The sequence below is a fragment of the Muricoccus roseus genome, from assembly GCF_900141905.1.
In the GTDB taxonomy this organism is placed as follows: Bacteria; Pseudomonadota; Alphaproteobacteria; order Acetobacterales; family Acetobacteraceae; genus Roseomonas; species Roseomonas rosea.
In genome coordinates, this window is the sequence record NZ_FQZF01000050.1 from 1 (window position 1) to 19,894 (window position 19,894).

The 19,894-nt window shown below is 67.9% G+C and carries 17 protein-coding genes and 2 pseudogenes; 10 read left to right on the forward strand and 9 right to left on the reverse strand.

The features are described from left to right. A partial coding sequence (locus BUB97_RS26635; protein ID WP_217659751.1) for a hypothetical protein occupies positions 1–184 on the forward strand: 184 nt, incomplete at its 5' end. Between the two features lie 415 nt (positions 185–599). Continuing rightward, positions 600–833, forward strand: coding sequence for a helix-turn-helix domain-containing protein (locus BUB97_RS27515; protein ID WP_408906156.1), 234 nt, complete (start codon positions 600–602; stop codon positions 831–833). A 510-nt stretch (positions 834–1,343) separates the two neighbouring features. Here BUB97_RS27515 and BUB97_RS24060 read toward each other — a convergent pair. Then, on the reverse strand, positions 1,344–2,603 hold the full coding sequence (locus BUB97_RS24060; protein ID WP_073140105.1) for a type II restriction endonuclease: 1,260 nt from the start codon (positions 2,601–2,603) through the stop codon (positions 1,344–1,346). Between the two features lie 550 nt (positions 2,604–3,153). Here BUB97_RS24060 and BUB97_RS24065 point away from each other — a divergent pair. Further along, positions 3,154–3,555 (forward strand): four-helix bundle copper-binding protein, encoded by a 402-nt coding sequence (locus BUB97_RS24065; RefSeq protein WP_073140108.1) that lies wholly within the window; start codon positions 3,154–3,156, stop codon positions 3,553–3,555. A gap of 246 nt (positions 3,556–3,801) precedes the next feature. Then, complete coding sequence (locus BUB97_RS24070) at positions 3,802–5,307, forward strand: calcium-binding protein (RefSeq protein WP_083755643.1); 1,506 nt, start codon at positions 3,802–3,804, stop codon at positions 5,305–5,307. A 303-nt stretch (positions 5,308–5,610) separates the two neighbouring features. On the opposite strand, the gene BUB97_RS24075 is transcribed toward BUB97_RS24070, so the two are convergent. The 5 genes from BUB97_RS24075 to BUB97_RS24095 are packed head-to-tail and all read right to left on the reverse strand — an operon-like array spanning position 5,611 to position 8,971. Next, positions 5,611–6,519, reverse strand: coding sequence for a segregation/condensation protein A (locus BUB97_RS24075; RefSeq protein ID WP_073140111.1), 909 nt, complete (start codon positions 6,517–6,519; stop codon positions 5,611–5,613). After that, a complete protein-coding gene (locus BUB97_RS24080; protein WP_073140113.1) occupies positions 6,512–7,267 on the reverse strand; it encodes a hypothetical protein in 756 nt (251 codons plus the stop codon). Before BUB97_RS24080 ends, BUB97_RS24075 begins: the two co-directional genes overlap by 8 nt. Next, positions 7,264–8,295 carry a tyrosine-type recombinase/integrase gene (locus tag BUB97_RS24085; RefSeq protein WP_086062526.1) on the reverse strand — a complete coding sequence of 344 codons (1,032 nt, stop codon included), beginning with the start codon at positions 8,293–8,295 and terminating at the stop codon, positions 7,264–7,266. Before BUB97_RS24085 ends, BUB97_RS24080 begins: the two co-directional genes overlap by 4 nt. Further along, positions 8,292–8,714 carry a type II toxin-antitoxin system VapC family toxin gene (locus tag BUB97_RS24090; protein ID WP_073140115.1) on the reverse strand — a complete coding sequence of 141 codons (423 nt, stop codon included), beginning with the start codon at positions 8,712–8,714 and terminating at the stop codon, positions 8,292–8,294. Before BUB97_RS24090 ends, BUB97_RS24085 begins: the two co-directional genes overlap by 4 nt. Then, positions 8,711–8,971 (reverse strand): FitA-like ribbon-helix-helix domain-containing protein, encoded by a 261-nt coding sequence (locus BUB97_RS24095; protein ID WP_073140149.1) that lies wholly within the window; start codon positions 8,969–8,971, stop codon positions 8,711–8,713. The genes BUB97_RS24090 and BUB97_RS24095 overlap by 4 nt, the downstream gene beginning before the upstream one ends. A 415-nt stretch (positions 8,972–9,386) precedes the next feature. Between BUB97_RS24095 and BUB97_RS24100 the strand changes: the two genes are divergently transcribed. The 6 genes and pseudogenes from BUB97_RS24100 to BUB97_RS25685 form a co-directional block, all read left to right on the forward strand. Beyond that, positions 9,387–10,277 carry an IS110 family RNA-guided transposase gene (locus BUB97_RS24100; RefSeq protein ID WP_073140117.1) on the forward strand — a complete coding sequence of 297 codons (891 nt, stop codon included), beginning with the start codon at positions 9,387–9,389 and terminating at the stop codon, positions 10,275–10,277. A 1,929-nt stretch (positions 10,278–12,206) separates the two neighbouring features. Continuing rightward, complete coding sequence (locus tag BUB97_RS24105; protein ID WP_073140120.1) at positions 12,207–12,962, forward strand: ParA family protein; 756 nt, start codon at positions 12,207–12,209, stop codon at positions 12,960–12,962. 1,917 nt (positions 12,963–14,879) lie between these two features. After that, positions 14,880–15,352: pseudogene (locus BUB97_RS24110) on the forward strand (IS5 family transposase); the annotation flags it as partial. Then, positions 15,268–15,825, forward strand: a complete 558-nt coding sequence (locus BUB97_RS26465; RefSeq protein ID WP_073140126.1) for an IS5 family transposase — start codon at positions 15,268–15,270, stop codon at positions 15,823–15,825. The pseudogene BUB97_RS24110 and the gene BUB97_RS26465, both read left to right, overlap by 85 nt. A gap of 611 nt (positions 15,826–16,436) precedes the next feature. Next, a complete protein-coding gene (locus tag BUB97_RS24120) occupies positions 16,437–17,384 on the forward strand; it encodes a replication protein RepA (RefSeq protein WP_073140129.1) in 948 nt (315 codons plus the stop codon). 45 nt (positions 17,385–17,429) lie between these two features. Next, positions 17,430–18,005 (forward strand): annotated as a pseudogene (locus BUB97_RS25685) (IS66 family transposase); the annotation flags it as partial. Positions 18,006–18,226: 221 nt separating this feature from the next. On the opposite strand, the gene BUB97_RS24140 reads toward BUB97_RS25685, so the two are convergent. From BUB97_RS24140 to BUB97_RS24150, 3 genes are all read right to left on the reverse strand, one after another. Then, positions 18,227–18,592: a helix-turn-helix domain-containing protein gene (locus tag BUB97_RS24140; protein WP_073140135.1), complete on the reverse strand. Its 366-nt coding sequence runs from the start codon at positions 18,590–18,592 to the stop codon at positions 18,227–18,229. A gap of 128 nt (positions 18,593–18,720) precedes the next feature. After that, positions 18,721–18,993, reverse strand: a complete 273-nt coding sequence (locus BUB97_RS24145; RefSeq protein ID WP_073140138.1) for a hypothetical protein — start codon at positions 18,991–18,993, stop codon at positions 18,721–18,723. A 70-nt stretch (positions 18,994–19,063) separates the two neighbouring features. Next, complete coding sequence (locus tag BUB97_RS24150) at positions 19,064–19,891, reverse strand: DUF932 domain-containing protein (RefSeq protein ID WP_073140141.1); 828 nt, start codon at positions 19,889–19,891, stop codon at positions 19,064–19,066. Between the last annotated feature and the right edge of the window lie 3 nt (positions 19,892–19,894).

Sequence of the window (19,894 nt, forward strand, 5' to 3'; positions counted from 1 at the left end):
CATGCAGGGCATGGATCACTCCCGCATGCAGGGCATGGATCATTCGAACATGCCCGGCATGGATCATTCCAATATGCCGCAGGCCAATCAGGGTTCTTCCAATTCTGGGGCACAGCAAAGAACTGGGCGCCCGGCTGCGCCGCAAGGGCAGCGGAACTCCGGTTCGCAGCCAGGGCAGCGCTGACGCGACCTTCCCAACGAGACCGGTTGCCCTTGGATTGTCGCTCACTCAAATGGCCTTCCATCTGAGCGGCATCCAAGTCTGATGGACAGGGAGCTCTAATCGTGAGCCTCGCCGGTTCGGGCAGAGATGGGCGGGGGTGGTGAGACCGTATGTCCTCCGCTAGCGCCGGTGGCCCGTCCGAGGACGCGCGGTGAACGAAGGCGGCCTGCGGAGGAAAATCTGTCTTTCATGCCTAAAGTGGTCTGCTTGCTCCTTCTAAGCTGATCTATTCATTAGATCGGTCGCGCAGCACCTGGTCCGGTCGGATGTTCCTTTGGTCACTCCGCAGCAGAATCGGGCAGTGGTAGGGTGGTTGCGGCGGCACTCTGAGCTGCCGCTCGTGGCAATGGAGCTTTGGGCCGAGTGCCTTCAGTGCATGTGCCAGGGCACGGGAGACATTCTCATCTCGCGCACTGCTCTTGCGGCGGCAGCCAACACAAGCCCAGACGAGGTATCGCGCGTCATGTCCGAGCTGGAGAGTATCGGCGCCATACGCCGCCACCGCGAGAAGATACCGGGACTCCGCGGACCGGGGCGAGCCCGCTATCAGGTCAATCTGAACGTCAGTACTCGCATCCCGTCTCGAGCCGGCCGGCCCTCATCGCCGTAACCTACGACCACCGCTTTGGGACGACGCTGTCCGGTTAGGATCGTGACCTCGCCCATGGCCGAAGGCGCCAACCCTCCTCCACTCATGGCGGCCGACGAAGGCAACGGCATCTACCGTCTGCACTTGGAGTTGCCGATGCGGGCGACCGCCGGGCTACCCTGACAGCGCCGGTTCACGGCGAAATGCCTCCGGCCCGCGGCACCTTCCCAATTGGGGTCAGGTAGCTCTCAGGCGCCCGGACGGAATCCTGGATTGTGACATCGAGTGGCAGGGCGATGAGAGGCCGGGGCTCATTTGCAGCGATCACTGCGAGGTCGTGGTGCTGGAAGCACTGGCTTGGTGCATGCCACCGCTCATGCTGCGGGCGACGCTTTCGCTCGCTGCCTGCATCACTCGCCCGACGGAGAGCTTCATGCGCTACGCCTGCCCGAAGCCGCCCGCGGGCGACCAAGAGCGGCGCGACGGCGGACGTGTAAGCGCCGCACCGGCAGAGGCAGGGGAGCCGCGCGCCTAGACGAGGTTTCGCGCAATGGCCTGGATCGGCTTCATGCCTTCGCCGAAACGCGCGATAGCCTCCCGGTTCGCCTTGAGCTCGCCGTAGGGCAGATAGTGCACCTTGAGGTCGGCGATGCGGGAGAACGCGGGCCGCGCAAGCTGTGCCTTCACCTCGCCCTCGCGGCCGTCCGGCGCCACGAGGAACATGCCCTCCAAGGCGTGCGCCTCAGGGCCGAGCGCGAGGTCCAGCATGCGTACAATCCCTGAGTAGATAGACGTTGTGTGCTCCACCTCGAAGGCAGCGACGATCCGTCCCGTCTCCTTGGCCAGCCAGAGGACGTCGATGAGCCGGACGGCGTCGGCACCCGGCGCTTGCCCGACAGCCGCTGGAAGCTCGCCCAGGCAGCCATCGCCCAGCTTGCCGCCGTCCAGCGGCCGGTTCCGGTCGTTCGCGGCGATCCAGACGTCGTAACCCAAGGACTTACCCAGGTCCCGGAGGCAGCCCTGGACCGCGGTATGGGTCTCGTCCTCCTCACGGGCCTCGGCCAGTGCCTTGGCGGCCCTCGCGCCCGCCTCGCGGACGAGGGCAAGGTCTGCCTGCCAGGCGGCCCGGGCGTCCGGGTCGTCCTCTCGGGGCGGCGCCGGGTAGCGGCCGCTGCCGAGGTCGAACAGCAGGCCGCCGATGGCACCCAGGTCGTTCGACAGCAGGTTGCGGTGCTTGGCGTTGAGGGCGAGGATTCCTTGCCGCATGGCCAGGTACTCGTCCCACCGGCCCAGCTTCACCTTCGCGCCGGTGAGGGCGTTGTAACCGTTGACAATGGCGGTGTTGAACGGCGGCACGATGGTGGGATGCAGGAAGTAGAGGAGGTTGGCGACCGCCGGACCGAGGCCCTTGATGGCTTTGGCGTCGATCTCCCGTACGGCGGCGATAACCTGCAACTCGGTGTTGCAGCAGACGCAGGTGTCGAGCAGGCGGCCGAAGGCGCGCTGGTTCTCCGGGTTCTCATAGATGTCGGGGATGCGGAGCTTCGGCTTCCAGAGGAAGGCGTGGTCCGCACCCTTGAAGATCTGCCGCTGCTCTGCGACGGAGTGGACCACGGTCTCCAGGGACGATCCGCGGTAGGCGACGCCAAAGGTCCCGGCCTCTATCTCGGTCACAACCTGCTGGATGCCGCGCCTGATAGAGCGGAAGTTCTTGACCCGCTCCTCCCAAAGAAACCAGCTCCGGTAGGTGGCGCCGGGGTCGTCGCGCCAGCGCGTCAGCAAGGGGGTCATCACATCGGGCGAACTCGCCCACGGTCCTCCAGAGTTCAGGAGGGCTGCCGAGACTTGCATTTCTTCGTTCCGAGGCCCGCCGAAACTGGCGGTGTGTTCCCATGCAACGATGATCCAGGCGAAGTCTACTCGCAAGAGGGTCGGCAGTTCCGGCGGTCTGGCGTGGTGCGTGATGGCGACTTGCGCTGCCAGCATCTGGGGTGCACCACGCCATCTCCAAACAGCAGCACCGGCCATCTCGCGGACGAGCGATCTTGCGGTCCCGGCGGACGCTTGAGGGCGGGTAAACACTAGCTCCTCATTTACATCAATTTGTTGCGGCGCGTTGCGCGGGCTGACTTGGAGGCACCGAAATTCCGTTTGAAATCCACTGTTTGCTTAAAGACACCACATCCCTCGATAGCGTCCCGGCCCTTGTGCCGGACCTTCAGCGTCTGGCTGGACCAAACCCTCTCTCCGGATGGGAGTTTTGCGCTGAGCTGTGTGAGGCGGTCCGAACTGCTCGGCTCCGCTTGACTCAGGTTATAGGCCGCATCCAGGAGACAGCCTGATGCATGTACAAGAGATGATAAGCTCGCACCCGCATGTGCAGGGCAGTACCAACGACGTGCTCATCCGGTGCATCGAGGAATGCTACTCGTGCGCGCAAACCTGCACTTCATGTGCCGATGCCTGCCTCGGTGAGAAGATGCTCGAGCAGCTGACGCAGTGCATCCGTCTCAACCTGGACTGCGCCGACGTCTGCGCTTCAACCGGCTCGGTCGCGACACGCCGGACCGGTTCCAATGAGCAAGTGATCAAGCAGATGTTGACCGCTTGCGAGACTGCTTGCCGTCTCTGTGGCGAGGAATGCGAGCGCCACGCCAGCCACCATGAGCACTGCCGGATCTGTGCTGAGGCCTGCCGCCGCTGCACGCAGGCGTGCCAGGAGGCGGCCCGCAGCATCACCTGATGCACGGTGTCCGGCGACCCACGCAGGGTGCGTTGGAAGCTGCAACAGAGTCAGCGGCACGGCCGGGCGCCGAGCGGTGCCGGGGGTGTGTTGTCCTCGCCAGCCGGTGGGCGCCCGAGGGCCACCTTTAAGGAACTGCGCCCGTCGTGAGGCGCGCACTTGAAAGGCCGAGTTTTCGTGCCGGAGGGGAGCCGCGCCCACTCTCCTACGGTGAACGCCTGAGCATGCCTCGTCATGGAGAACACGATGAGCATTGCGGACCTGAACTCTCGCGCCGGTTTCTTCCTGTCCTTCTTGGGAGACTTCGTCGCAGATGCCCAACGTCGTGCAAGCGATGGCCTGAATCTCGACTTCCACAGCGGTGACACCTTCTACGACCTCGCAGTCGGCGGCAGCGCGGACGACCAGATTGATGGCAGCAGCGCCATCAACTTCTCCTGGGGCCTGGGTGGTGCCGACCGCCTGGGCGGCGGTGAAGAAGACGATGTGCTCCATGGGGATGCGGGAGCGGACCTCATCTCGGGGAACTTGGGCGCCGACGAGGTCGAGGGTGGCCCGGGGAACGACGCCCTCTACGGTGGCCTCGGCGCCGACACGGTGCGCGGCGGTCCGGGGAACGACTACCTTGACGAGGGCGAGGGCCACAGCACCGTCGATGGCGAGGGAGGTGACGACACCTTGGTCGGAGGCGGTGGCCCCGACGCCTTCATGGTCGGCCGCACAAGCGGCGACGACGTCATCAAGGACTTCACCGCGGGCCCAGGGATGTTCGACCACCTCGCGATCATGGACGGCCTGCGGTGGGAGGATCTGTCGTTCGCCGACACGGCAGACGGTGTGCGGATCAGCTGGGAGGGCGGTTCCGTCCTGCTGGAGGGTGTAGCCCGGTCCGAACTCGCCCAGGATGACTTCATGTTCGCGGATTCACCGGACCTCCCTCCGGGCCTGCGGGATCCTGCGGGACCAACTGCGGAGCGGGCGACGCCGAGCGTGGCGGGGCCTGAAATCTCCGGCAATGAGGAATCCGGCCGGTTGTTTGACTTCCTGGCAGACACCCTGTTCTCAAACCAGCGGTTGAGTCTCGACTTCGACGAGTACGCGGTGACACGGGGCACGGACCGTGCCGATGAAGTCACCGGGACTGAAATGTCGGACACGGTATCCGGCCTGGGCGGCGACGACAGCGTCTCGGCCCTCGGCGGGGACGACCACATCCAGGGTGACGATGGCAATGACACGCTGGACGGCGGGGACGGCCGGGACCGCGTGGTTGGCGGGGGCGGCGATGACCGGCTGTTGGGCGGGGCCGAATCCGACGAGCTGATGGGAGGCGACGGGGACGACTATCTCGACGAAGGGGCGGCGCACGGCATGCTGGAGGGCGGCATGGGCGATGACACCCTCGTCGGCGGTGCAGGGGCCGATGCCTTCATGGTGTCGCCCGACAGCGGCAATGACGAGGTGCTGGACTTTGTGGCCACAGGGGATGCCCAGGGTGCCTTCGACCACATCGCCTTCATGGGCATCCGAGCGGATGACGTGAGCGTCCAGGATACGGATCGTGGCGCCCTTGTGAGCTGGGACGTTGATGGAGAGGTCGGATCCGACGGATCCATCCTGCTGGTCGATGTTCCCCTTAGCAACTTGCGGCAGAGTGACTTCATGTTTGAGGACGCGCCGCAGTTCGTGGCCGGAGTGAGTGACTTCGGATCCTGGTACATCTTCCCGGACAGCTCAGGCCCCATCGCCTGAGAGCACGCCCCGGCAAACCTCGGGCAGCGCCTTGAGGAAGGCCGGGGCGAACCGGCCCTAGGTCGTTCAGGAACATCTGTCATCCCAGTGAAATATCTTGATGTGGGGCGGCAAAGCGCCCGCAATGTGCACCCCCTATCTTGGCTTTGTCGGCGGGAATCGCTGACCCTGAGCTTCGCGCCCGGGGTGATATTGCGGGCCGTCGAGCGCAGCTGCTCCTCGGCCGCTTTGCTCGCAGCTGCAACCTCCGCTTGGGAGCGCGCCGCCTGTTCGGCCTGCTGGCGCTGTCTCTTGGTCTCGGCATCATCGCAAGCCGCTAGGGTGAGCGCCGTCATCAACAGCGACGCCATGATCCTCAGGCGCATGCATCAGCCCTTTGCTGTGGGATGGCTCAGGAAGCTGCAACGCGAGCAGGACCCGCCCGAAGGGCTGGTCTTGCTCAAGTGTGACCGCACCATCGCGTGCGAGTTCGAGCCCCGCCACAAGGGTGCTGGCCAGCGCTGCCCGGATCCGGATGGGCCGGTCCCTTGCGCTGTCTGGAATCGGTGGCAAGCAGTGCTCCAGCGGCAAGGCTGCCGGGGTCTGCTGGAGCAGCACGGTGATGCGCCTGAGGGCGTCCGGGATGCGCCAGAAGTCGGGCAGCGTGGGCCGGTAGGAGGGTGGCGGTTCGGCCCCCTGCCCTTCCCGCCCCTCCAGCAGGGTGAGCGTCGCCTCCAAGAAGCCGACATAGAGCTCCGCCTGCGGCCGGGCCTGCGGTGGGGTGGCTTGCCCGCGTCCGAACACCCCCTGCCCGAGCTGCGGCCGTGCCGCGAGCCAGGCCGCCGCCGCCCGCATGCGGGCAAGCTCGTCCAGCAGGTCGAGCTTCCGGGTGGCGGCCGCCTCCGCCGCTTCGGCCTCCTGCGCGTTGGCCGGGGCCAGCAGCTGCGCCTTCAGCAGCAGCAGCTGGCTCGCCATCACCAGCCAGTCCGCCCGCCGCTCCAGCCGGATCCCTCCCCCGCTGGCCTCAATCGCCGCGACCAGCTGGTCGGTCAGGGTGAGGATCGAGAGCCGGCCGAGGTCGACCCGTTGCCGCCGCACCATCTCGAGCAGGAAGTCGAGCGGTCCTTCGAAGCCCTCCACGCTCAGATGCGGGGCGGCCTCGCTTGCGAGGGGGCGGCCGCCCCTCCCCTCCCCCTCCCAGCCCTCGATCTCGAGGGTGGCGGCTTCAGACACGGGCGCTCCGCCCAGGCCGGGCCGGCTTGGCCGTCCGACCTGGCCCCTCGCGGTCCGCCCCGGCGCCCCGACTCACGGCGCGTCCCGCGTCCGCGCCCGGCGCATAGTGCGGCTGCAGGCCGAAGGCGAGATCGGGTGAGGCCCGGCGGAGCCGGGCCACGGCCTGCCAGGGCGACCAGTCCGCCGACCAGAAGCCGACCCGCCACTGGCCCATCTTCTTCTTCCGCCCGTCCAGCGTGCTCGGCAGCACGGCGGCATGGCGGAGCGGACGGGTCGTTCCCCAGTGCGCCCGCAGCCAGTCGCGACTGGCGCCCTCCTCCGGCCCGAGGGCGAGGATGGCGGCGGGGATCGGCAGCAGCCGGTGCAGGTCGAAGGGGCAGGAGCGGTCGGTCGCCATCCGGGCCAGCGCCCGCTGGTGGTTCAGGGCCACCGCTTCGCGGAGGCGCCGCGCCAGCAGCTTGGCCCCGGCGAGGCTGATCGCCCGCACCCCGTCCGGCGGCCCGGCCATCGGCAGTAGGAACTCCTCCTCGAGGGCGTCGAGGTCGAGCGTCCACGGGATCACGCCCGGACCGGCCGCGGCCGCCTGGAACGGCGCGACCGCCTCCGTGGGTCCGCTGACGGTCAGGGTGTTCCACAGCCAGTCCACCGGGACCGGGGTCGGCTGCCAGGGCCGCTCGGGCGGGTCGGGCTCCGGGCGGGGGACGGCGCGACCCCTCCCCTCCCCCTCCGCCTCGAGGGCACCGGTCACAGGTCGAGCAGCCGCGCCGGGCTGTCGCGGGTGATCTTCGCCCGCCGGCGGTAGCCCTGGGTGGTGGCCAGGCTCTTCTGCCGGGTGTGGTGCATCACCTGCTCGTCCAGCGCGCCCTTCAGATAGGCCTCGGTGATGAAGCCCGCCCGCAGCCCGTGCGGCGACAGCCGTTCGGTTTCGTCCACCGTGAGTCGGGCCAGCGTCGCCCGCCGCCGCAGGATCTTCCACACCCCCTGCGGGCTCAGCCGATCCTCCAGCGCCCCGCCCGGGCTGAGCCGCCGGAACACCGCCCCCCACTCGATCCGCGTCCGGCGGAGCCAGGCTTCCACCGCCCGCACCGGGCAGGAGAGCGGGTTCAGCCCGCGCGGGATGCCGATCGTCGCCCCCTCCCCCTCCTGGTCGCGCTTGGAGCGGGGGAGGAACACCGTCATCCCCTCGCTCGTGAAGCGCAGGTGCTCGCGATTGATCGCGACCAGCTCCGAGCGCCGCAGCGCGCCGGCGAAGCCCAGCAGCAGCAGCGCCTGGTCGCGCAGGCCGGCGGTGTCGCTCCCGCAGCTCGCCAGCAGCCGCTTCACCTCGGCCGAGGTTAGGGCCGCGGCCGGACGGGCGGGCTTGCCGTGCGTCGCGAGGATACCGCGCAGGGTGGCGCTGATCGCCGGGTGCCGCGTCTCCCAGGGATGGCCGGCCTGCCGGTGGTGGTGGGCGATGGCGGCGAGCCGCCGGCGCAGCCCGCTGCGCCCGAGGGTTTGGGCGAGGCTGGCGAGATGGCCGGCCACGACAACCGGCGGCGCCGGGAGCGGGGCGATGCCGCCGGCCGCGCACCACCCGCAGAAGGCGCGCCAGTCCGACTCATAGGCCCGCTTCGTGTTCTCCGAGAGCGCCCGGCCGGCATAGCCGGCCGCCTGGGCGAGGGCCTCGCCCACCGGGCCCGCGAGCACGGCCAGCGCCTCGGGCGGGAGCGCCTCCGGCACCAGGCGCCGGACCGCCGGGGGGAGTGGCTTGGACCCGGCACCGTTGGGCGGCGTCACGGCAGGTCCCACGGGTTCATCAGGATCAGGCCGAGACCGTCGAAATCAGCGGTGTTCCGGGTGGCCAAGGCCGCGCCGTGGGCCAGGGCCATGCCGCCAATCAGGCCATCGGCCATGGCGATCGGCCGACCGGCCGCTTCGCGGGCGGCCCGCGCCCGCGCGTCGTGGACCGCGCAACTCGCATCAAACGGCAGGACCCGCTCCGCGAAGCCCTCGGCGAGAAGGCGCGCGAACAGGGCCTCAAGGCCGGCGCGGCGCTGGCCCTCCGGCAGACGGGCGAGGCCGTAGCGGATCTCCGCGACGACGAGGCTCGGCAGGAACAGCGTCTCCAGCGGCCGGGCGGCCAGAAAGCCCATGACCCGGGCGTCCGGATGCGGCCGCATCAGTTCGGAGACGACGTTGGTGTCGAGGAGGATCACCGCGCCTCGCCGCCGAAGAGCGGCGGCCGCTCCCGCTCCGCGGTGCGTGGCGGCAGGGCGAGGTCGATCCCGTGTTCGGGGCCAAAGAGGCGCGCGGCGATGGCGGGCAGCGTTTCGCGGCCCGCGGCCTCGCGGGCGATGGCGGCGCGCAGGAGCTCGCGCGCCTCCTCCTCAAGGGAGCGGCGGTGCCGACGCGCCCGCGCCTTCAGCTGGTCGCGCAGGGCCTCGTCGACATTCCGGATCAACAAGCTTGCCATGCCGTCCCCCTCGTTCCACACAGCATGCTATCAAATGCTAGCAAAATTCGCCAGGCCGCTATTATCGGACAAAAACGGGGACTCGTCCCCCCGAGCCCCTGCCCTCGTCTGCCGGTCCAGAGAACGCCCCCAGCGCCCGCCGCTCCGGCCATCGTCAGTGTGCCCGGACCGGCCCGCCCGTGGCAATCCGCCCCTCTCCGCCCCTTGGGCACGATAACGGTAGATTATCGTGCCTGGGTGCCTGCCCAGAGCGGCTGAAACAGCCGGAACCCGGCCCCGCGGGGCATTGGGCCCGACCGTCCGCTCGATCCCTGCAGGCCTACGTAGAGGGGCGCCTTTTGGGCTCGTGCGCAACGGCAGGGTCGGGCCGAAAGCGGCACGGCCGCTTTTGAGGGCCTGATGCGGGAGAGACGACATTTGTTCAGCCAGCTCTGGGCTGCCGGGTTTGATCCGACTGCCGCACGACGAGGCCGGCCTCGCACAGGTCGCCACCGTCCTGGCCGGCCTGTCGCCCGCGCTCATCGTTCTCGAGGCCACCGGCGGCTACGAGGTCCGGCTGGCGGCCGACCTCGCCACCGCCGGCATGGCCGTCGCGGTGGTAAACCCGCGGCAGGTCCGCGACTTCGCCCGCGCCACGGGGCGACTGGCCAAGACCGATCGCATCGATGCCGCCCTCCTCGCCCTCTTCGCCGAGCGCATCCGACCCGAGCCCCGCCCACTTCCCGACGCCCTGGCGCAGGCTCTCACCGAACTGGTCGCCCGCAGGCGTCAGGTGGTCGAGATGACCGTCATGGAGGGCAACCGCCGACGCTGCGCCCGCAATCCCAAGGTCCGGGCCGCCATCGATGCGACGCTGGCCGTTCTGCGCGCTCAGCTCGCCAGCCTCGACGGGGACATCGAGGGCACCGTGCGCGCCTCGCCACTGTGGCGCGAAACCGAGAACCTGCTGACCTCCGTCCCTGGCATCGGCGACGTCACCGCCCGCACCCTCATTGCCGAGTTGCCCGAACTGGGCCAACTCGACCGGCGCAAGCTCGCCGCCCTGGTCGGTGTCGCCCCTGTCAACCGCGACAGCGGACAGTTCCGTGGGCACCGCGCTATCGCCGGCGGCCGCACCTCCCTTCGCAACACCCTCTTCATGGCCACCCTGGTTGCCGTCCGGCACAACGCCGTCCTACGCGCCCACTACCAGGCCCTTATCGCCCGCGGCCGACCCAAGAAGGTCGCCCTTGTCGCTTGCATCAGGCGTCTCCTGGGCATCCTCAACGCCATCGTCCGGACCAACACACCATGGCAACCCGCTTGACCAACAAGACGGTCGCTCAGGTCCTTCCGTCGGCGGCTCTGATGGTCAGTTGGTCATATGGCACGAGGGCCGTTACCTGCGCTGTTGAAGAAGCGTTTCGGGGCTCGGTCACACCATTCCGATGCTCCTGCCAAGAGGGCTCGTGTGATCATGGGGAGATTGGTGGATCGTGGCGTCGTCGAGCTACGGCAGCGGTTCGCACATGTCCACGCTGTCCTGTGAGCTGTTACAGCGCCGGGAGCCTGGCACCACTTACGTCGCACAGCGCCGCCCGGGTGGCCCGCCGTCGGCCCGAGCGCGGCAAGTGTTCTGCTTGAGTGCGAAAGCCGGAACGGGTGTCGCCCCAGAATAGCGGCCGGTCGAGAGACGCGTGGCGCCCCGTCGAGTGTGGCCTCCGGAACCAGACAGCGTCGAGGCGAGGCCGTGTACGCCCGCCCGGTGAGGCTCCCTCGATGCGGCGAGTGGTGTTTTCGGCCGGACGAAGGGGAACATCCGTGGCTGGTCGGAGGCGCCACGCGGCCTGCATGGTACTGCGGTTGAACTTGCTCAGGATGCCTTACCCCAATCCCCTATCTGGTTTCTGATCGGCCCGTACAGGTCGGGCGGTTGTTTGGCGAAGGGGCCAATTTGCCATATGACCAGCCGACCTCGTGGCCTCATGCTGGGCCTCGGGCCAACGGCGGCACGGTGAACCAGCCCCTTCGGCTGCGACCGCCCCTACTCCTCTGCTAAGGCCGGCATCCCGCCGTACTTTGGCCCGAAGCCGAGGGACTGGTTGTCGGCCTTGAGAACGTGGGGCCGGCGGTTGCAGCCGAGCGCCTCCGCCCTCGGTGACTGCCGTCGCACCTCGTGCGTTAGGGAGGATGGGCAGCAGCGTCGTACGGACGCGCCCTCCTCCCCTCGGGTCCCACACTCCCCGCGTCCTTAGACACCTAGCGGCGCTTTCGAATCTCTCCTCCAGAACGGGCGGGTGTTCCTCGCCCGTGTGCTTGGTCCTCGGTCTCGAATCATCCTTTCGCGAGGCCACGCGTATGTGCCTGCTCCTCGTTCCTGCGGCCGAGCGGTCCCTCCCCTGCTGTCCGGGATGCAGCTCAGCCCTTAACGGGACACGGCTCGAATCCGGCATAATCGAGCGAACGCCGTTCGGCCAGTTGGTCATATGACACAATGTCCAATGGACCTTTGGACACTCAGGTTCAGCCTCCACGCCGGCCGGTGGCAGCGGAGCTGCGTCGGCGGCGGATGGTCTGACTTCTACGGCTGCACAATCTGCGGTGCGCCAGGCGACCGTCACAGCCCCGACCAGCTGCGGGATGATTGCTGCCGGCGCGTCGGCGCGCGAGCCGGAGCACAAGATGGTGTAGGTGGGAAAACGCATTGCGCTTCCCTAAGGCCATATCGCCATATGGCCATAATCGGCATTTGACAGAGGGGTTTCAGGGGCATTCGCGTAGCCCTCAGTGGATTCGGAGTGGCCGCCTTCAACGGGGCCGGTCGATGTGTGCCTTCCTACGGTTCCGGGTGGCCACGTGCGTTCGTCGCCCCCCCTCGCACACCGCATGGGTCGGGCTTCCACTGCTTTGACGGGCAGGAAGGCGGGGCCGGAAGCGTTGGCGCGCGGAATATCGGGGGCTTTGTGCCGGCACCAGCTGGAGGGACAGTGCTGGATCTGTTCAGGGCCGTATTGCGAGGGTGGGTGTTCGTCCGAGGGACCCGCCAGAGAACTCTAGACTGGGTTTGGAGGGGCGTGCACCCGCGGAGATTTCAGACTCGCTAGGGGCTCGGAATCGCCTGATCCCCGATCACTGAAGCATGCCGCGCCACTGCGCCCCCGTGCCAGCACGTCATATGGCGCAATGGCCGCCTCGCACATTGATCGTGTGGCCGCGGTGCGCTACGGCACGTGGGTCATTCTGTCCGGAGGCCGCCATGCTCGTCGTCAGTGTCCTTGCCCGGAAAGGCGGAACCGGGAAGTCGACCGCCGTTCGCTGTCTTGCGGTCGAGGCATTGAAGGCGGGCCGCCGAGTGGTCGTGATCGACGCAGACCCACAGCCCACATGCTTCCGCTGGGGCCAGCGCCGGGCTGCAGCGGGGATCCCGGTCCCGCTGGTGGTCGTTCCGGCGCCCGGAGGCCTCGCCGCGCAGATCGAAGGCTTCCGTGCCCAGGGCGTCGACCTCATCCTTGTGGATACGCCTCCGACGGCAACGCCCGCCGTCAACGCGGCGCTGGACTCCTCGACCGGCGCCCTGGTCGTCACCCGGCCGAACCCGGAGGACCTCGAGAGCGTGCAGGAGAGCCTCCGCGTGGCGAGTGCCCAGAAGCGGCGCACCGGCGTCATCCTGTGGCAATCGCCACCCGACAAGCGCGTCCGTGCGGTTGCCCTGGCCCGAGAAGCCCTCGTGGCCATGGGCGCTGATGTCTGTCCCACGGCCGTCTCAGCCTCGATCAGCTACCCGTATGCTTATGCAGAGGGCCTGACACCGCAGGAGCGTGAGCCGGAAGGTCGAGCGCGTGCAGAGCTGGCGGAGGTGTGGGGGTGGCTTCAGCGCTCTGGCATCATGGCCATTGGGCCATATGACGGTGGAGCTTCGAAGGTGCCGGACCAGGATGCTGGCACGCAAGCCGACGGGACGGCTAAGCGGGTTCGGGCCAAGACGTCCAGCAGGAAGGAGCTGGTCGCGTGAGCAAGCGTCCGGGAGCCCCTGTTTCATACGCAGCGTCGCTGATGGTCGAGCCACCGCGGGTCGCTTCACCCCCGTCGGCTGCACCGTCGCTGACTCCCGCACACAGGGCAGTTGGCGAGCCGGAGATGGTGCAAGTTAGGGGGCGCCGGCCTCTGGAGGATGCCGCCGATCCCTCTGTCGTCTACCTGCATCCGGCCGGCAAGAAGGCCCTGCGCCTCTACGCGGTAGAGCGGGGCGTGAAGGTCCACGACCTTCTCCTCGAGGCCATAGAGAGCTGGGCTTCCCAGAAAGGATTAGCCGGGCCTTGGCGCGTCCCGTCCTCTGGCCCGCCACGACGCCGCCGCGGGTAAGAAGCTGAAGGGGAGGCGAGGGGAGGGGAGAGGGCCCGGTGGTCATATGGCAACATGACCACGGGGTCACCTTGCCGGATAGCCTACATCTCCCGGAAGTCGGCCATCTGCCTGCCCGGTAGGGCGAGGCCCCGATGCTGGTGCACGCACCGACCAGAGCGGTCGGGAGTGGAGGCCGTTGATCCTTGAGCCGGCGGCCGGCTTGGAATGCACTGGCGGCAGCCGGCAAACCGATCGCGGAACTTGTCGGGGCAGGCATCAAACGCCCTGGCTTGGTCGCCAGATACACGATGAACAGCACCACCGAACTTGCCACGGACGGCCTGCCCCCTCCGTCGTCTACCTGCATCCGGCCGCTAAGAAGGCCTTGGGCCTCTACGCAGTCGAGCGGGGCTCGAAGATCCACGACCCTCTCCCCGAGGCGATAGGGAGTTGGGCTTCCCAGAAAGGGTTGGCCGGGCCCTGGCGCGTGCCGCCGTCGCGCCCGCCACGACGCCGCCGCGGGTAAGAAGCGGAAGGGAAGGAGAGGGCCCAGTGGTCATATGGCGACATGACCGTTCGGTCATCTGTTCCGTTGGCCACGGGCCAAATGGTGGACGTTCTTACCTTCTCTTAAGCGGCTGAAACCCTCTGGCGAGCCACGAGCCGACCAGAGCGCTGATCCATCGATCGCCGCTGACGGTGGAGCAGGCAGCGGCTGCGACCGCCGGCTTGAAATGTTCGGCAGCAGCGGGCCGTCCCACTCCGTTTCAATCGCTTCACCGCTCGCGAGGTCGCGGAATTTGGCCCGGCAGGCATCAAGCGCGCCTGGCTTGGTCGCAGATCTACCCATGGTCAGCTCCACGGACCTCGCCCTCAGAGCAAGGGAGCTTACCTCCGGAGGACGCGGCGGATCCCGCCGTCGTCCACCTGCACCCGCCGGCAAGAAGGGGCCGCGCCCCGACGCGCTTGAGCGGGGCGTATAGGTCCGCGACCTTTTCGAACTGCGCTTCCAGAAAGGACCGGCCAAGCCCTGGTTCGTGACGTCGTGGGGCCCGACACGGCGATGCCGCGGGTAAAGAGGGAATGGCAGGGGAGGGGGAGGGGGCCGCGTGGTCATATGGCAACATGACCACTCGGCCAGCCAAGGATCCGGTGCTATCGGCGGTGGGCAGTGCTGCCTGTTTCGGGGGAGCCACGGCCGATGCTGAATCACGGGCCACCAAACTGCTGTCCGGCGGTGGTCCTGACGGTGGAGCACGTGCCGGTTGCGGAGCCAGGAACCGAATGACGGCAGCCTTCCGGGGGGTTCTGACGACCCCAGGCCGGTAACCTTCAGGTGCGACCGCCGCGGCTTAGCGACACCAACTTGGGGCAACTCCGACGTCTCGCACCGCCGTGGCGTTCCCTCTTAGATCCAGCTCTCGAGCAGCCTGATCTCCCAGGGAGGGGCGTCGGAGTGCACCTCGGCGCATTTCGTTGAGATCAGGTCGGGACCGCCTGAGCCGAGAGCCTAGGCTCAGGACCCGTTAATCGGGGCTATGCGCTGAGTGGATTGGCTGATTCCATGGCGGCCGGAGGTGCTGCCATGGCTGACCTGTTTTGGCTCACGAAGGCTCAGGTGCGGCGGATCACGCCCTACTTCCCGCTCTCGCACGGGGTACCGCGGGTGGACGACCAGCGGGTCGTCAGCGGCATCCTCCACGTCATCCGTAACGGGCTGCGCTGGCGTGACGCCCCGGCCGAGTACGGGCCGCACAAGACGCTCTACAACCGCTTCATCCGCTGGAGCCGCCTAGGCGTGTTCAACCGCATCTTCGCCGGGCTTGCCGGGCGCAAAGGCGAACCGGACCGGCTGATGATCGACGCCACCCACCTCAAGGCGCACCGCACGGCCGCAAGTCTGCTCAAAAAGGGGCTGTTCCCCGCCGTATCGGGCGTACCAAAGGCGGCCTGAACTCCAAGCTCCATGCCGTCTGCGACGGTCGGGGCCGCCCCGTGGTCCTGCTCCTCTCCGAAGGGCAGATGAGCGACCACAAGGGAGCGGCCCTGAACCTCGACAGCTCGCATGTGAAAGCCCACCGCTCGGCGGCTGGCGGAAAAGGGGGGAGTGGACGCAAGCGGTCGGGCGCTCGCGTGGCGGTCGCACCTCGAAAATCCATTGCCTGGCCGATGATCGTGGCCGACCGCTCGCCTTCGCGCTGACGCCCGGCAACGTCGCCGACATCACCATGGCCCTGCCGCTGCTCCAGGCCGTGGCACGCCCCCGGCGTCTTCTCGCTGACAAGGCCTATGACGCCGAAAGCCTCCGCCGCTGGCTGAAAGACAGGCGCATCAAGGCCGTTATCCCGTCCACCGCCACCCGCACCGTGCCCTACCCACTCGACCACCGTGCCTACAAGCGCCGCAACGTCATTGAGCGCCTGTTCTGCCGCCTCAAGAACTGGCGAAGGCTGGCCACCCGCTACGACCGCCTCGCGCGAAACTACCTCGCCAGTCTCGCCCTCGTCGCTGCCGTCAGCGAGTGGACCTGAATGAGTCCCCTACCTAGTGCTTAGCAGCCTGGTCCGAACGGGCATGCATCAGGGATCTGCCCAGATGCAGCGCGGCGAATGTGACGTGGGGGGTCGATCAGGTGAGCTGGCGATGCCCTCTCGAAACCCTCACGAGAGCGGCGGACCGGAACCTCCTGAACAGCCAGATGGCGGAAGCGTCGGAATAAGCCGGGGCACCCATGCGCGTCGTGACCAAGGTCCAACCTCCGCGCCGCGTGACCAAAGTCCAAGGCCGGGCTCCTCCGCGACCAACGTCCAAGCGCTGTTACCTTCAAACCCTGCACTTCCGAGTCGTGGAGTCGCTGGTCCACCCTCGCGCTAGCGAAATCCACAGCCTGGGCCGGCCAGGAATTGGACCTTGGTCATACCGGCTTGGATACTGGTCATCCGAGGCGCCGGAGCCGAGACAGTGGCCCGCGTTAGGAAACAAGCACTTACCCCGGTTGTTCCTTTGGACCTCGGTCATGACTCAAGTAGAAGAATCTACAACTAGCTTTTCCAGTAGCTTCGATGACCAAGGTCCAAGGGCTCCATTCCCCGCCGGTTGGTGCAAAGGTCCTCCTTGTGAATGAAGGTGCGGGAGTGGCGCTTTGCGTGAGGTCCAGGAGGCTAGAAAGCTCGTAGAGGAGCATGGCAGGCTTGGTGCCATCGCCCGCTCAGACAGCCGTGGCCTCGTGGAGATCGTCGCCGCTTACGGAGCCGATGAGGAAGTCGGCATCCCGAGTTTTCTCTATTCGGGATGGGCCATGACGGCTCTCCCCCATTCCAAGATCCCGGACGATGAGGCCTGGAGGCTCGAGAACGGGCAGGTTGTCCTACTCGTAGAGCCCGGACGACGGGCAGCTCCTGGGAAAGCGGACGAATGGGTGGGGGTGCCGTACGGCCCGACCGCCCGACTCATCCTGATCTACCTCCAGACAGAAGCGTTGAGGACAGGCAGCCGCAGCGTCGAACTTGGCGGAAGCATGAACGCTTGGTTCAAGCGCCTCGACAAGAAGGCTGGTGGCAACTCCTACAACCTGGTTCGGCAGCAAGCGGAGCGGATTGCGACGTGTCGCCTCACTTTCCACAGCGAACGGAACGGCGTCCGTGCGGTACGGAACCAGTCGATCGTCGAGGAAGGGCTACTGTTTAGCGCCTCCGCGACCCACGACGAGCGCCAGTCGAGCATGTTCAGCGAAGGCGTCGTGCTCAGCGAAGGCTTCTTCAACAGCCTGAGGGAACACGCCGTTCCTCTTGAGGAGCGGGCGATACGTCACATCAGCCACTCCTCGATGGCGATCGATGTATATTGCTGGCTCGCCTACAGGCTCCATTCCATACGCCGCCCAACTCCAATCCCCTGGCCTGCCCTCCACCGGCAGTTCGGGCCCTCCTACGGAGCATTAGGAGCCTTCAAGCGGGCGTTCCTGAGCAAGGTCTTGCCCGCAGCACTGGCTGTCTATCCGGAGGCCGCGGAGAAAGGGGTGGAGGTGACCGACAAGGGGCTGATCCTCCGATACACACCGCCACCGATCGCCCCCAAGAGTCTCGCCTGACCGGGGATCGGGCCACGCGGACCGCGGATCCAGCGGGGCGGCCCCGGCGTGACGCTGGCGTTCTGCTGGAGCCATGTGCGTCGCGAGTTCTACGACCTGGCCCGGAAGAAGACGGCACCGATCGCGGCGGAGGCGCTGGAGCGGATCGCCGCCCTCTACGCCGTCGGGCCGAGATCCGCGGCCAGATACCCGAGCAGCGACGGACCACGCGGCAGGCCAGGAGCCGGCCACTGGTCGAGGACCTGTTCGCCTTGCTGGAGCAGCGGCTGGCACGCCTGCCCGGTGGCAGCCCCACGGCAGGCGCGATCCGCTACGCCCTGAACCGCGGTGCGGGATTCCAAAGGTTCCTCGAGGACGGTCGAGTGGACATGAACTCCAACACCGTCGAGCGCGCCATCCGCCCCGTGGTCCTCAGCTGGAAGAACGCCCTGTTTGCCAGCGGCGATGACGGCGGGCGCCGCACGGCTGACCTCGCCTCCCTGGTCGAGGCGTGCAAGCTGAACAGTGTCGACCCGCAGCGCTGCCTCACCGACCTGCTGACCCGCCTTGCCGATGGCTGGCCCAACAGCCGCATCGACGATGCTAATGCCCTGGTACTGGGCCAACGTGAAAGCTGACTGAGCGTCCATCGAACCCAGCAAGGGTCTGTAGCTCTCGCTTACGGTGGAGCAGACACCTAAAGCAGACCCTGAACAGCCTTTTTCCACCCAACCCGGCGCAGCTTGGCAACTCGGAGCGAACGGCAGGCCGGCGAAGCCGGCTGAGCGCGCGATGGACGATGCGGCGCCCCGGCGACGTGGTATCAGGCGGCTACGGGCCGGTTGGTGGCGTGCTCGCGATGGCTATGGGGAATCCGTCCCGTCACTCTGCTTCGTCCACCCGGGGGGGTGCGGAGCCGCGGCATGCGCTTCCGCGACCCGGCGCAGGGCTTCGGCCTCCTCATCTGACAGCGGCCGGATGCCGCGAGGGTAGCGCACCCACTCCCCCCGGTCGCAGCCCATGCGCTCCGCGATCTCGCGCAGCTCAGGCGACAGCGGCGCGTGTGCTGCCGCCAGCCCTTCCAGCCAGGCGGCGAAGCCGGGATGAACCGGCCGGCGGCCGTTAGCCATCTGGCGCACGGCGCCCGGATCGCAGCCGAGGCGACGGGCGGCGCCTCGCCGGGTCCAGCCGATCAGGTCTAGGCACTGGTTGAATCGATCGGGCGACATGCGGTGGGTAATGGCCCGGCGGCGGGGCCTGCCGCAACGCAGAAGGCCGCCCGGAGGCGGCCAGCGGCGGAGCGCGGAGCGGGACAGCGGGGGTGGGCCGAAGCCCGCCGGCACCACCTGCAACGCGGTCACGACGAGGCCCCGGTGGCGCCTGGCGCAGAACGATAGGGCGGAATCGCCGCAGCGGCGCGCACGGCCGCGCGCAGATTCAGCATGGCCAGCAACAGCGCCTCGCTTTCGGCGTCGATGAGGTTGCGAATGATGGCGCGGCCGGTGCCGTCCTCGATCACGGCCAGGAGGTAGGCGGGATCTTCTGAGCTGGTGCCGAGCGCCAGGCCGTTGCCGGCATCGTCGTTGAGGATGAGCGGAAGGCCCAGGATGGGCAGGGCGTGGCGATCCATGGTGCGGAGCTTTCGACGGGGTGGAGCAGGAGGGGAAGGAGGGGCGGTGACGGCTCCCCGCCCCGGCCCGTCAGGCGGCGCCCTTGAGGGCCGCCATGCGCTCGCCCAGCATCCACAGCGCGCGGTTGAGCTTGACGTCCTGGTCGATGCCCGTGACCTCGCGCGAGGTGACGCGGCGCGGTCGGTTGTTGCCGTCCCTGCCCCACGCCTGGAGGCCGCCGCGGATGGTATTTTCCTGCACCCGGTTAAAGGTGGTCCACAGATCGTCCAGGGCGTCCGCGACCCGGCGGGGGCGTAGGAACTGATCCGCCTGGATCGGAGTGGACACGTTGCCTTCCTCGTCGCCGAAGCGCAGCACGCGGGCCGCATCCGCGAGAGCGTGCTGTTCGTCCCGGTTGAGAGTGACGCCGGTCCAGGCGTCAGCCGCCTCGATAGCTTGGCGCGAGGCGTCCAGAACCTCGAAGCTGCCTTCGATCACCTGGCGCACCACGTCGCCTTTGTGCGGCACCTTCACTGAGCGTTCCGGCCCGTCCGACACCACCATCCCATTCAGGCAGGCGAGGCGGAACACGCCCGCGGTGACGTGGTAGGCGCTGGTTCCGTCGTGCGAGTTGATGAGCACGACCTCGGGGAAGGTCATGCCGAGGCGGCGCGGCTGGTTGGCCTGGCCCTCGTGGCGGAAGCGGATGAGGTGCTTGGTGTGGCCGCTGCGTTCGGCGTCGCGCGGGCGGGTCTGACGGGCCAGCACGGGGGCGAAGCCCTCGCGCCGTAGGCCTGCGATCACGTCCGCGGTCGGGATGTAGGCGTAGCGCGCGGAGCGGGAGGAATGGGCCTCGGTCGCGAAGGCGGACGGGGCGAGCTGCATCAGCTCTCCGTCGGACAGCGGGCTGGCGCCCATCGC

Bases quoted from the DNA above. Each gene is read 5' to 3' on its own strand.
- BUB97_RS27515 (WP_408906156.1), top strand. From the start codon at position 600: ATGTGCCAGGGCACGGGAGACATTCTCATCTCGCGCACTGCTCTTGCG.
- BUB97_RS24060 (WP_073140105.1), bottom strand. From the start codon at position 2,603: ATGACCCCCTTGCTGACGCGCTGGCGCGACGACCCCGGCGCCACCTAC.
- BUB97_RS24065 (WP_073140108.1), top strand. From the start codon at position 3,154: ATGCATGTACAAGAGATGATAAGCTCGCACCCGCATGTGCAGGGCAGT.
- BUB97_RS24070 (WP_083755643.1), top strand. From the start codon at position 3,802: ATGAGCATTGCGGACCTGAACTCTCGCGCCGGTTTCTTCCTGTCCTTC.
- BUB97_RS24095 (WP_073140149.1), bottom strand. From the start codon at position 8,971: ATGGCAAGCTTGTTGATCCGGAATGTCGACGAGGCCCTGCGCGACCAG.
- BUB97_RS24105 (WP_073140120.1), top strand. From the start codon at position 12,207: ATGCTCGTCGTCAGTGTCCTTGCCCGGAAAGGCGGAACCGGGAAGTCG.
- BUB97_RS24140 (WP_073140135.1), bottom strand. From the start codon at position 18,592: ATGTCGCCCGATCGATTCAACCAGTGCCTAGACCTGATCGGCTGGACC.
- BUB97_RS24145 (WP_073140138.1), bottom strand. From the start codon at position 18,993: ATGGATCGCCACGCCCTGCCCATCCTGGGCCTTCCGCTCATCCTCAAC.
- BUB97_RS24150 (WP_073140141.1), bottom strand. From the start codon at position 19,891: ATGGGCGCCAGCCCGCTGTCCGACGGAGAGCTGATGCAGCTCGCCCCG.